At 75.8% G+C, this 12916-nt stretch carries 8 protein-coding genes; 7 read left to right on the top strand and 1 reads right to left on the bottom strand.

All coding sequences use genetic code 11. The features are described from left to right. The first annotated feature begins 134 nt into the window (after positions 1-134). From ACSUPT_RS03590 to ACSUPT_RS03570, 5 genes are all read left to right on the top strand, one after another. Positions 135-842, top strand: a complete 708-nt coding sequence (locus tag ACSUPT_RS03590; RefSeq protein ID WP_436943456.1) for a GntR family transcriptional regulator — start codon at positions 135-137, stop codon at positions 840-842. Positions 843-1062: 220 nt separating this feature from the next. Then, positions 1063-2604 carry a hypothetical protein gene (locus ACSUPT_RS03585; RefSeq protein ID WP_351962902.1) on the top strand — a complete coding sequence of 514 codons (1542 nt, stop codon included), beginning with the start codon at positions 1063-1065 and terminating at the stop codon, positions 2602-2604. Continuing rightward, complete coding sequence (locus tag ACSUPT_RS03580) at positions 2601-2876, top strand: hypothetical protein (RefSeq protein WP_436943455.1); 276 nt, start codon at positions 2601-2603, stop codon at positions 2874-2876. The genes ACSUPT_RS03585 and ACSUPT_RS03580 overlap by 4 nt, the downstream gene beginning before the upstream one ends. Next, positions 2873-3775, top strand: a complete 903-nt coding sequence (locus tag ACSUPT_RS03575; protein ID WP_351962900.1) for a hypothetical protein — start codon at positions 2873-2875, stop codon at positions 3773-3775. The genes ACSUPT_RS03580 and ACSUPT_RS03575 overlap by 4 nt, the downstream gene beginning before the upstream one ends. A gap of 76 nt (positions 3776-3851) precedes the next feature. Beyond that, on the top strand, positions 3852-8543 hold the full coding sequence (locus ACSUPT_RS03570; protein WP_436943454.1) for a hypothetical protein: 4692 nt from the start codon (positions 3852-3854) through the stop codon (positions 8541-8543). Between the two features lie 218 nt (positions 8544-8761). Here ACSUPT_RS03570 and ACSUPT_RS03565 read toward each other — a convergent pair whose 3' ends face one another. Beyond that, positions 8762-9286 (bottom strand): hypothetical protein, encoded by a 525-nt coding sequence (locus ACSUPT_RS03565; RefSeq protein WP_403505987.1) that lies wholly within the window; start codon positions 9284-9286, stop codon positions 8762-8764. A gap of 393 nt (positions 9287-9679) precedes the next feature. Between ACSUPT_RS03565 and ACSUPT_RS03560 the strand changes: the two genes are divergently transcribed. Together ACSUPT_RS03560 and ACSUPT_RS03555 are read left to right on the top strand one after the other, a co-directional pair. Then, complete coding sequence (locus ACSUPT_RS03560) at positions 9680-12490, top strand: nitrate- and nitrite sensing domain-containing protein (RefSeq protein WP_436943453.1); 2811 nt, start codon at positions 9680-9682, stop codon at positions 12488-12490. Continuing rightward, positions 12487-12915, top strand: a complete 429-nt coding sequence (locus ACSUPT_RS03555) for a roadblock/LC7 domain-containing protein (RefSeq protein WP_351962896.1) — start codon at positions 12487-12489, stop codon at positions 12913-12915. The genes ACSUPT_RS03560 and ACSUPT_RS03555 overlap by 4 nt, the downstream gene beginning before the upstream one ends. The last annotated feature ends 1 nt before the right edge of the window (position 12916 follow it).

Below are 12916 nucleotides of genomic sequence, written 5' to 3'. Positions count from 1 at the left end.
AGAGGATTGTTGAACGATCCGACAAGACCTGTGGACAACTCGTTCTACGATGGGCCGCACCGGCGCGCGCCATCGCCGGGCGAGGGCAGGGGCGCGACGGACGGGCCGGTCCGCGACGGGGAGAAGAGGTGCCGGTGGCGACGACGAGCGGCGATCTGGCGGACGACCGCGTCCTGCTGGGGCGCACGAGCACGGCCGAGCGGGTCGCGGACATCCTGCGCACCCGCATCGCCGAGGGGTATTTCCCGCCGGGGACCCGGCTGTCCGAGGACGCCATCGGCGGCGCGCTCGGCGTCTCCCGCAACACCCTGCGCGAGGCGTTCCGGCTGCTCACCCATGAACGCCTGCTCGTCCACGAGCTCAACCGGGGCGTTTTCGTACGGGTGCTCGCCGTGGAGGACGTGGTCGACATCTACCGCACCCGGCAGCTGGTCGAGTGCGCCGTCATCCACGACCTGGGCGACCCGCCCTTCCCGCTCGACGGCCTGGCCGGCGCCGTGGCCGAGGGGGAGCGCCACGCCCGCGCGGGCGACTGGCGGGGCGTCTCCACCGCCAACATCCACTTCCACCGCGAACTCGTCGCCCTCGCCGGCAGCGAACGCACCGACGAACTGATGCGCGGTGTCCTGGCCGAACTCCGCCTCGTCTTCCACGTCGTGGACGACCCGCACACCCTCCACGAGCCCTATCTCCAGCGCAACCGGCAGATCCTGGACGCGCTGCGGGCGGGGGAGCGGACCAGGGCCGAGCGGCTCCTGTCCGCCTACCTGGACGACTCGCGCACCCAACTCGTCAAGGCCTACGCCCGCCACGTACCCGACGACACGACTCCGCCCGCCTGACCACCCCCGCCCGCCTGACCACCCCCGCCCCCCGCCCGCCTGCCGTGGGGCCGCCGCACCCCGCCCGGCGGCTCCGCGCTCGGGGCCGGCGCACCGCGCTCCTGCCGCCGCGCGCGCCCCGCCGCCACTTCCCGCGCGCCCCGCCGCCACCCCCCGCGCGCACCCGTCCCACCCCGCGCCGTTTCGACCGCTGTCACCGTGAGGACCTACTCTGTGCAGCGTGACTTCGCCTGCCCCGACGGAACCGACGGAACTCGTTCCGCCCCAGCTCAGCGCGGGGCCGCGGCCCGCGCAGGGCCCGGCCGCCGACGAAGGGCTGGCGCGGCGCCTGCGCGCGCTCGCCTGCACCGCGCCCCTGCACGACCTGGACGCCCGGAAGGCGAACCTGGCGGGGGAGTACTCGGTGTACGCGATGGCGGAGGTCGCCCTCGCCGCGATCGACCTCGTCACGCTCAACATGGACTTCGACACGGGCGCCGACCACGAGCAGATCGTCGCCCGCCTCCTGCCCCGCGTCGCCGCCCAGGCCCCCGAGCGCCCCGCCGCCGAGCACGAGCGCGTCGCCCGCTGGGTCCTGGAGAACCTGATCAACGTCGGCAGCGTCGACCGCGGTTTCCGCGCCGTCTACGGCACGTTCGGCCCCGACGGCGTGTACGTCCGCCGCGACTACGACTTCAAGCTCATCGAAGAGGTACCCGGATACGGCGGCGGCGTCTACCTGCGCACCACGGACGAAGCCGTCAACGTCCTGGTGGGCGCCCTCGACACGGACGTCACCAGCGCCCAGATCGCCGCCGAGGTCAAACTGGAGGTGCTGATCAGCCGGGGCCGCCTCGCGGACGCCCAGCTCGCCGCCGAACAGGCCCGCTACCGCACGGTCCAGTACGCCGAGACCCTCCGCAAGACCCTGGAGGCCACCCGGCGCAACGTCCGCGCCGTCGACTGGCTCAACACCGTCCCCGACATGATCGACGAGGCCCTCGCGCACGTGGCAGACCGCTACCGCCACGAGAACGCGATCCTCACCAACATCCGCAAGGCCCGTGACGAGGCCGAGAGCGCCGAGCACAAGCGCCGCGCCGCCGAGCTGGTCGACATAGTCAAGGACTGCATCCGCCGCCACACGCAGCTCCAGTCGCGCCTGCTGGAGGCGGGCCCGCTGTTCCGCGCCGAACAGGACCGGCAGGCGTTCGCCCAGCCCGCCGCGCGCACCGGACTCGACCTGTACGGCCAGCTGGTCGCCCCGCTGCTGCCGCTCCCCGTGGAGCAGGCCACCCGTGTCACCGACGCTTACTTCGCGCACGGCACGGGCCTGCGCACACCCGCCGCCGTCCGCGTCGGCGACCTGGTCGACCTGCTGCTCACCCCGCCGGTGGAGCGCGAGCACCTCGGCGCGGAGATGCCCGAGCCCGACCTGATCGCCACGCCCGACGACAGCCGCTTCAGCGAGGAGGAACTGGCCATGGCCATGGACCTGCTCGACCTGGAGCACGACGCGCCCCGCCGCCTGTCCGGCCTCCTCGCCGAGGCCCGCGAGCGCGCCCCCGGCACGGAGCTGCCGTACCTGGTCGCCCTCCTCGCCGTCCACGCCGCGAGCCCGCCGGTCGGCACGGCGTACCGCCAGGGCGAGGAGCGCCTCCTGTTCGCCGTGGACGACGGCACGGAGCTGGACGACCCCGAGTTCGGCGGCGCCGACCTGATCGTCGGCACGGCCCTGCTGGACGCGGCGGGCATGGCGGCCGACCGTACGGACGCCACATGAACCGCCCGTACGCCCACCTGACCCGCCGCGACGGCCACCCCGAGCGAGGCCCGCACACCCACGGCCACCCCGAGCGAGGCCCGCACACCCACGGCCACCCTGCGTGGGGCCCGCACACGCACGGCCGCCCCGCTGCCCGCCGCGCACACCCCGCGCCGCCCCCGTACGGCGGCCGCGCGCAGGGCCCGTGCCCGTACGCCCGCCCCGTCCCCCGCCCGCACACCGCCGACACGACCGCGACCACCAGCAGCACCGAGGAGCACCAGCCGTGAGCGACCACCACGCCGAGCACACCGACGCGTGGGGCGAGCCCGACACCGAGCGGGCACCCGAGCCCGCCGCGTCCGGAGGCGTCACGCCCGCCGACGCGGCCGACGCCGCCCGGCTCGTCTCCTTCGGCCTTCAGCCCAAGCTGCTGCCGGCCCGCGACGCCGAGTACGCCGAGCTGCTGCGCCGCTACCGCGACGACCCGGCCTTCGCCCGCCTCGCCGACGCCGTGGCCACCGGCCTCGGGCTGGTCGTCCTGGAGGTCTCCCCGCGCGCGGGCATGGCCGTCACCGCCGCCGAGGACTCCGTGTTCGCCGTCCGCATGGGCGACTACGCGCGTCGCGCCTCCGCCGACTCCGCCGACCGCTTCCTCCACGGCCTCGCCCATCTCGCCGTCGCCGCGCTGGCGTTCCCCCGCCCCGAGGACCTCGCCGACGACGGCTACATCGGCCGGGTCACCGTCAACGGCGTCGACGCGTTCGTCCGGCAGGCGTGCCGCCGCCTGGAGGAACGCGCCGAACGCGAGGGCGAGAACACCGACCCCGCGTCCGACGCGCCCGGCCTCGAAGCGGCCTGGCGGATCTACACCCGCCGCAGCGCCACCGGCGCCACCAAGGACGCCCGCCGCCTCGCCGGCTCCACCACCGGCATCATCGGCAAGGCCGTCGCCTTCCTCACCGACTCCGGCTTCCTCCAGCGCACCGGCGACGAGGCCGGCGGCACCTACCGCACCACCGCCCGCTACCAGCTCCAGGTCCGCGACATGGCCGGCAGCGCCGCCCTGGCCGAACTCCTCGACCTGGGCGTCGTCCCCGTCACGGACGGCTCCGCCAGCCTCGTACCCCCGCCGGAAGGCGACGACCTGGAGCTCGCCGCCGACGCGGGCCTGCCGTTCCACGGCTGACCCGTTCGCCGCGCACCGCCGCGCGCGCATCCGACCACCGCACCCTCCGAACCACCACCGACGAGAGTCCGCCGCCATGTACGAGCTGTCCCGGGTCCGCCTCTACTCCATCGGACCCGCCGGCGCGCGTTACGCCGACACCGTTCTGGACCTGCGCGGGGTGGGCGCGCCCGTGCCCCACCCCGCCCCCACCCAGGCGGAGTTCTTCGAGGACGAACCGGTCGGCCCGCCGCGCCGCCCCGCCCCCGCGGGCGTGCTGTTCCTGGAGAACGGCGGAGGCAAGTCCGTCCTCCTCAAACTGATCTTCTCGGTGATGCTCCCGGGCCACCGCAACACCCTCGGCGGCGCCAGCTCCGGCGTGCTGCGCAAGTTCCTCCTCGCCGACGACTGCGGGCACGTCGCCCTGGAGTGGCAGCACACCCTCACCGGCGAGCTCGTCGTCGTCGGCAAGGTCAGCGAGTGGCGCGGCCGCCAGGTCTCCAACGACCCCCGCAAGTTCGCCGAGGCGTGGTACTCCTTCCGCCCCGGCCCCGGTCTCAGCCTCGACAACCTCCCCGTCGCCGAGTCCACCGCCGTCCGCCCGCACGGCGAGGGCACGTCCGGCGCGCAGGGCCGCCGCCGCACCATGAAGGGCTTCCGCGACGCCCTCACCGAGGCGGGCAAGGCCTACCCGCACCTGGAGGTGTACTGGGAGGAGATCCACGACCGCTGGAACGAGCACCTCGGCGAACTGGGCCTCGACCCGGAACTCTTCCGCTACCAGCGCGAGATGAACGCCGACGAGGGCGAGGCCGCCGGCCTGTTCGCCGTGAAGAAGGACTCCGACTTCACCGACCTGCTGCTGCGCGCCGTCACCGACACCCGCGACACGGACGGCCTCGCCGACCTCGTCAGCGGCTTCGGCAACAAGCTCGGCCGCCGCGCCGAACTCACCGCCGAACGGGACTTCACCGCGGGCTCCGTCGACCTCCTCGGCCGCATCGTCGAAGCCGCCGATGCCCGCACCCGCGCCCGCGACATCCACGCCGCGGCCGAGCGCCGCACCCGCACCCTCGCCCGCCGCCTCTCCGCCCGCGCCGCCGAGGAACGCGGCCGCGCCGCCGAACTGGCCGAGCAGGTCACCGCCGCCGCCGACACCGTCACCGACGCCGAGCAGGCCCGCGCCCGCAGCTCCCTCATCGCCGCCGAACTCGCCTACCGGCACGCCTCCCTGGCCCTCGCCGCAGCCGAGAAGGGCGCCGCGGCCCAGCGCCGCGAACTGTCCGACGCCCGCACCCTCCACGCCGCCTGGCAGGCCACCGAGACCGTCCTGCGGCACCGGGCCGCCGCCGACCGCGCCGCCCGCGTGGCCGCCGCCATCCAGGAGGCCGAACGCGACGCCGCGCCCGCGCTCGCCGCCCGCGCCAAGGCCGCCGCCGACCTCGTACGGGCCCTCCACGCCGCCGCTGAGGACGGCGAACGCCACGCCAACGAGGAGGAGCGCCGCTCAGCCGTCCTCCAGGAGACCTCCGAGACCGCCCACCGCGACGCGACCGCCGCCGCGACCGAGGCCCAGCGCGCCCGCAGCGAGGCCGACCACCTGCGCCAGCGCCTCGCCGAGGTCGAGCAGGAGACCGCCGAGGCCGTACGGGCCGGCTGGCTCGACGACACCGCCCCCGACGCCGACCCCGCGCGCGCCGCCCTCGCCGCCAGCGACGCCGAGAAGACCGCCGTCGCCGCCTGGGACACCGCCCGTGAAGCCGCCCGCGCCGCCGCCGAACGGGCCCGCGAGGCCGCCGCCGACGAGAGCCGCGCCGAGCTGGCCGCCGCCCGCGCCGCCGACGCCGCCCGGGCGGCCGACCACGCCTACCAGGCCGAGCGCCGCGCGGCCGAGTCCATCGCCGCCGACGAGCGCCTCGCCGAACTCCTCAGCCTCCCCGCCCCCCGCACCACCCCCCAGCTGCCCCGGCAGAACACCGGCGAGGACACCCCGCCGCCCGCCGCGCCCGCCCGCCCCGCCGTCCAGGGCGCGCTGACCGCCGAGGACCTCGACCGGTACGCCGACGAGCTGCGCGAACTCCTCGACCAGCACATCGCGTCCGCCGAACGCAAACTGTTCGACCTGCGCACGGCCGCCGCCGACGACGCCCGCATCCTCGGCGCCCTCGGCGACGGCGGCCTCCTGCCGCCCGGCCCGGACGTCCTCGCCACCGTCGAGTTCCTCGGCGAGCACGGCGTACCCGCCCTGCCCGGCTGGCGCTACCTCGCCCAGTCCGTCGACCCGGCCGACCACGCCGCCGTCCTCGCCGCGCGCCCCGAGCTGGTCGACGGTGTCGTCGTCACCGACCCCCAGTCGTACGTCCGGGCGCGCGAAGCCCTCGCGGGCGCGGCCCTCCTGCCGCGCTCGGCCGTCGCCGTCGGCACCGCCGCCGCCCTCCTCGCTCCCGTGCCGCGCGCCGAGGACGGCGACGACACCGAGGTGTTCCTCGTCCCGCCGAACCCGGCCATGCACGACGAGCACGCCGCCGACGAGGAGCGCCAGGCGCTGCGCGCCCGCGCCGCCGCCCGCGACGAGGAGATCCGCGCCCTCGCCGCCCGCCTCGCCGGCGACCGCTCCCTCGCCGCCCGCATCGGCTCCTGGCGCGCCGACTGCCCGCCCGGCATGCTCACCGAACTCGCCGAGGCCGCCACCGCCGCCCGCGAGGCCGCCGAGGCGGCCGAGGCCGCGCTCGCCGAGGCCCGCACCGCCCGCGCCGAGGCCGACGAGACGGCCGCCGAGACCGCCCGGGTGCGCGACGAGCGCCAGGAGGCCGCCCAGCGGGCCCGCCGCGCCGCCGACGCCCTGGCCGGCCTCGCCCACCGCCTGCGCGAACGCGCCGGCTGGCAGGTCCGCCTCCGGGAACTCGCCGACGAGGCGGCCGAAGCCGAGGCCCGCGCCCAGGCGTGCCTGGAACGCGCCCGCGCCGCCGACGAGGACCGCCGCGCCGCCCAGCGCGCCGCCGACGACGCCCACCGCACCGCCCGCGCCCTGCGCGCCGAACGCGCCGAGATCGCCGGCGCCCCCGAGAACCTCCCCGAGGAGAAGCCCGACGGCACCGCCCTCCTCGACGGCGGCGTCCCCCGCCCGTCCCTGCCGGCGCTCCGCGAGGCGTACCGGGCGGCCTCCCAGCTGTACGAGAAGGTCGGCGTCGGCGCCGACCTGCGCGCCGAACAGGCCCGCGCCGAAGGCGACGAGAGCGCCGCCCTAGCCGAGCTGGACCGCCTCACCAACAAGGTCCGCACCCGGGCCGCCCAGCTCCTCGACAGCCCCGAGGGCGCCGACGGCCCCTCCCGCCAGGCCGCCGTCGCCCGCGCCGAGGCGCACGTCCAGCTGCTGGAGTCCCGCGCGTCCGAGGCCAGCGAGAAGCTGGGCCGGCTGCGCGGCGAGGCCGAGCGGCTCGCCCCCACGGACGGCGACGCGCACACCGACCTGCCCGACGAGCTCGTCCCCGCCGACGCCGAGCAGGCCCAGACCCTGCTGCGCACGGCCACCGGCGACCTCGCCGCCCGCACCGACGACCTGGAGACCGCCCGCGCCACCCTCGCGCACCTCCAGCGGGCCCACCGCGCCGCCGAAGACGCCGCCGGCGCCTTCGACGAGCTGGCCGCGCTCCTGCGCGACCTGCTGCGCGACCAGGGCGACGACGACCCGCAGGAGCCGCAGCCCTACGCCGACTCCCTGGAGGAGGCCCGCCGCGCCGCCGCCGAGGCCCGGCGGTCCCTGCGCGGCTGCGCCACCGACCTGTCCGCCGCCGAAACGGCCGTACGGGAGGCCTGCGACGTCCTCGTACGGCACGCCAACTCCACGCGCTACGAGCAGGTCCGCACCCCGGCCCGGCAGCAGATCCGCGAACTGCCCGCCTCCGCCCTGCCGGAGCACGCCGCCAAGTGGGCCGAGGCGTTCGCCCCCCGCCTGCGCGTCCTCACCGACGAGCTCGCCCAGCTGGAGCGCAACCGCGACTCGATCGTCGACCGGCTGCGCGGCCTGGTGGAGTCCGCGCTGACGACCCTGCGCTCGGCCCAGCGGCTGTCCCGCCTGCCGGAGGGCCTCGGCGAGTGGTCGGGCCAGGAGTTCCTGCGCATCCGCTTCGAGGAGCCCGACCAGGCCACGCTGGTGGACCGGCTGGGCGAGGTCATCGACGAGGCCACCCGCGCCGCCGTCAAGAAGAACTCCGACCTGCGCCGCGACGGCATGTCCCTGCTGCTGCGCGGCGTCCACGCCGCCCTCCAGCCCAAGGGCGTGGCCGTCGAGATCCTCAAGCCGGACGCCGTGCTGCGCGCCGAACGCGTCCCCGTCGGGCAGATGGGCGACGTGTTCTCCGGCGGCCAGCTGCTCACCGCCGCCATCGCCCTGTACTGCACCATGGCCGCGCTGCGCAGCAACGACCGGGGCCGCGACAAGCACCGGCACGCCGGCACGCTGTTCCTGGACAACCCCATCGGCCGCGCCAACGCCACGTACCTGCTGGAGCTCCAGCGGGCCGTGTCCGACGCGCTGGGCGTCCAGCTGCTGTACACGACGGGCCTGTTCGACACGACGGCGCTCGCGGAGTTCCCGCTCGTCATCCGGCTCCGCAACGACGCGGACCTCAGGGCGGGCCTGAAGTACATCAGCGTGGAGGAGCACCTGAGGCCCGGTCTGCCGCAGCCCGCGCAGGAGGGGGAGCCGGTGGTGCACGGCGAGATCACGGCGACCCGCATGTTCAAGCGGAACACCGCCCAGGTGCCGCAGCAGCAGAGCGCCGGCTGACGTCCGGGACGGCGGCCGCGGCACCCGGTGCCGCGGCCGTCACCGGCTCACCGCCCCCGGTACCGGGCCTTTCCGCGGCACCCGGAGCCGCGGCCCCGGCTACCGGCGGCTTCCGACGCCCCCGCAGCCGCCGCCCCAAGCGGGCGCACCGCCCAGCCCCCCCCCCGCAGTCAACCCCCGTCGGTCACAACCCCCGCCCCGGTGAGGGGCGGCGGGCCTCACGCCCGCGACAGCTCCCCGCGCCCCGCCCGCGCGGCACGCGCACCCTGCCGTCCAGGCGCGTCGGCGCCGGCCGCAGGGCCCCCCGCCGCACCCTCGACCGGCTCCGGGGCCACGCCCTCCGCCGCACCGCCGCGCGGCGAGCGCCGGGCAGCCCGCTCCTCACGCCTGCGTATCCGCGCGGCCTCGCGGGCGGCCCGCCGGGCCATGCGCCGCTCACGCCGCAGCTGCCGCGCCGTACTGCTCGGCTCCGACACGACCCCGTACCGCTGCTTCCAGACCTGCCGCGTCACCCACACGTCCAGGACCGCCCAGGTCGCCACCACCGTGCTCGCGACACTGCTCAGCACCACCGGGAACGCGAGCCAGGACCCCGCGAGCGTGAACAGATACGCCACGACCGCCTGGATGAGCGTCACCGCGGCGATCAGCCCGGCACGCACCGCCGCCGTGCGCACCGGATCGGGCAGCCTGCGCCGCCCCACCGGGTCCTCCACCCACAGCTCACGCCGACCCGTGCTCATCCACCGTCACTCCCCACCACTCGACCGACACCAGGGTGACTGCCCGTCTTGAGCGGATTCACGCAGACCGGCGCCGCCGATGCCGCCGCCCCCATGGCGAGCCCCCGTCCCACTAGACGTGTCACGACGCGCGAAGATTCCCGGAACGTCCAATTCCAGCCATCCGATGCGTCGCGAGAAATGACGCCTCGCCAGGTGTCCTCTGACACAGCCCGGTTTGTCAACTCCCGTGATACCAGGACAAGTCATGATCAAGAACTTGGGCGGCGGCCGAAAAACGACCGGGCTGACCTTCGAGTTGTCCTGGTGACAGTAGTAGGCTCGCGCCGTTTGTTGCCGAGTTGACGAAGGCACTCGTGCCGCGCCGGGCGGCCGGGCGAGCTGGGGGAGGCCATGGGCTTTCGCGGAAAGTCGATCCGCAGGAAGATCGTGGCGCTGCTGCTCGTCCCGCTCCTGTCCCTCACCGGCCTCTGGGGATTCGCCACCGTCATCACCGGCCGTGAGGCCGACCACCTCCTCGACGTCAGCCAGATCATGCAGAAGGTCGGCTACCCGCTCGAGGAGACCGTCCACGTCATCCAGCGCGAACGCCGCCAGAGCCTCCTCTACCTGGCCGACCCGCGCACCGCCGACGCCCTCACCACCCTGCGCCGCGACCGCGCCGCCACCGACCGCGCCCTCGCCGCGCTCCGCGCCCACGCCCGGGACCGGGGCGTCGTCGACGCCATGCACGACACGGCGGCGCGGCGGCTCGAATCCCTCATCGCCGCGTTCGACGGCCTGACCGCGCTGCGCCACTCCGTCGACAGCCGCTCCGTCGGCCGCATCCAGGCGCTGGAGTTCTACAACCGGCTGGTCGACCCCTGCTACAGCTTCCTCGTCCACCTCCACGCCATCGACAACGTCGAGATGGAGAAGCAGGGCCGCGCCCTCATCGGCCTCGCCCGCGCACGCGAGATGCTCGCCCGCGAGGACGCCCTCGTCATCTCCTCGCTCGTCGGTGACCGCCTCACCGCCGACGAGATCCGCCTCGTCTCCGACCTCGTCGCCCGCCGCCGGCAGTTCTACGAGACCAGCCTGGAGATCCTGCCCACCTCCGAGCGCGACACCTTCCAGCTGTACTGGAGCAGCCCCGAGACGCAGCCGCTGCGCGAGGCCGAGGAAGCCCTCATCACCGCCGGCCCCACCGACGACCCGCGCGCCACCGACGCCGCCCGCTGGGAGGACGCCGCCACCACCGCCCTCAGCGGCCTCGCCGCGGAGAACCGGCTGGCCGGCGACCGCTACCAGGACCGCGTCGAGCCCGCCGCGTACAGCGTCCTCCTCAAGGCGGGGATCGCCGGCGTCCTGGGCTTCGTCGCCGTCCTCGCCTCCCTCATCGTCTCCGTACGCGTCGGCCGCGGCCTCGTCCGCGACCTGACCCGGCTGCGCAAGGAGGCCCAGGAGGTCTCCGGCGTCCGGCTGCCCAGCGTCATGCGCCGCCTCGCCGCCGGCGAGCACGTCGACGTCGAGACCGAGGTCCCCCGGCTGGAGTACGACAAGGACGAGATCGGCCAGGTCGGCAAGGCCCTCAACACCCTGCAGCGGGCCGCCGTCGAAGCCGCCGTCAAGCAGGCCGACATGCGCCGCGGCGTCTCGGAGGTCTTCGTCAACCTCGCCCGCCGCAACCAGGTCCTCCTCCACCGCCAGCTCACCCTCCTCGACGCGATGGAACGCCGCACCGAGGACACCGAGGAACTCGCCGACCTCTTCCGCCTCGACCACCTCACCACCCGCATGCGCCGCCACGCCGAGGGCCTGGTGATCCTCTCCGGGGCGGCACCGTCCCGGCAGTGGCGCAGGCCCGTGCAGCTCATGGACGTCGTCCGCGCGGCCGTCGCCGAGGTGGAGGACTACGAGCGCATCGAGGTACGGCGCCTGCCCCGCATCGGCGTCGCGGGCCCCGCCGTCGCCGACCTCACCCACCTCATCGCGGAACTCCTGGAGAACGCCACGGTCTTCTCCCCGCCTCACACCGCCGTCCAGGTGCAGGGCGAACGCGTGACCAACGGCTTCACCCTGGAGATCCACGACCGGGGCCTCGGCATGTCCGCCGAGGACCTCCTCGACGCGAACCTCCGCCTGGCCGAGACCCCCGAGTTCGAGCTGTCCGACACCGACCGGCTCGGTCTCTTCGTCGTCAGCCGCCTCGCCCGCCGCCAGCACGTCCGCGTCTCGCTCCAGCCGTCGCCGTACGGGGGCACGACCGCCGTCGTCTTCATCCCGGCCGACCTGCTCACCGACGCGCCCGAGACGCAGGGCGCCGGCTTCCGGCTGGACCGCAAGACCCCCGACCGCCGCACCGCGGACGCCCCCAACCGGCGGACCGCGCTCACCCAGGTGTCCTCCGTCATCGACGGCCCCGTCGAACTGGAGGGCCCCCTCGACATCCTGGACGAGCTGGCCGGCGCCCTCGACCGCGACCTCAGGGCCGACGACGACCCCGACCACGGCGGCCTGTTCCGCCCGCGCCCGCCCCTGCGCCCCGCCGACGCCCCGCAGCGCCAGGACCAGCACCCGCACGAGCAGCGGGGGCACGCGGACGACACGCCCGGCGAGCACCTCGCGGAGCCCGTCCCGCTGCCCCGCCGCAAACCGGCCCTCGTCGCCCGCCACGGCCGCCGCGTGGACGCCCCGACCGCCCCGGACGGCGCCGCCGAAGGCGACAGGCACCGGACCGCCGAGCGGGCCGGCGCAGGGCCGGCCGGGCACCCCGAGGCCGGGCACCCCGAGGCCCGGCACCCCGAGGCCCGGCATCCCGAGGCCCGGCATCCCGACGGCGGCACGCCCCACGGCCCGCGCACCCCGGACACCGCGCACACGGGCACCGCCCGCACCGCCGACCGGGGCACCGGGGACACCCGGCCCCGCGGCACGGGCACCACGGACCCCGGCGGCACCCCAGCCCCCGGCACCCGCGCGTCCGCGTCCGACGAGACGACCCTGACCCTCGGCGGCCTGCCCCGCCGGGTACGCCAGGCCAGCCTCGTCCCGCAGCTGAGGGAGCAGGCGGACCAGCCGCCCGCCGCCCGCCCGGCGGACCCGCGGGACGACGAGCGCGACGCCGTACAAGTACGCAACCGCATGGCCGCGATGCAGCGAGGCTGGCAGCGCGCCCGCAGTGAGACAGCACCAGGAACGACACCGGAGGGGGACGGTCGATGACCGCACCGAACGCCGCAGCATCCAACTCAACCGGCGAGCTCAACTGGCTCCTCGACGAACTGGTCGAGCGGGTCGGCTCCATCCGCAAGGCCCTGGTCCTCTCCAGCGACGGCCTGCCGACGGGCGGCTCCAAGGACCTCAGCCGCGAGGACAGCGAGCACCTCGCGGCCGTCGCGTCGGGCTTCCACAGCCTCGCCAAGGGCGTGGGCCGCCACTTCGACGCGGGCCAGGTCCGCCAGACCGTGGTCGAACTCGACGACGCCTTCCTCTTCGTCACGGCCGCCGGCGACGGCAGCTGCCTCGCCGTGCTCGCCGACGCCGACTCCGACGTGGGCCTCATCGCCTACGAGATGACGCTGATGGTCAAGCGCGTCGGCGCGCACCTGGCGACCGCCCCCCGAGCCGGTCTGACCAGCGGCGGGTGAG

This window comes from Streptomyces sp. SudanB25_2051 (genome assembly GCF_964272635.1).
Taxonomy (GTDB): Bacteria; Actinomycetota; Actinomycetes; order Streptomycetales; family Streptomycetaceae; genus Streptomyces.
This window is presented reverse-complemented; position numbering and strand designations above follow the sequence as displayed.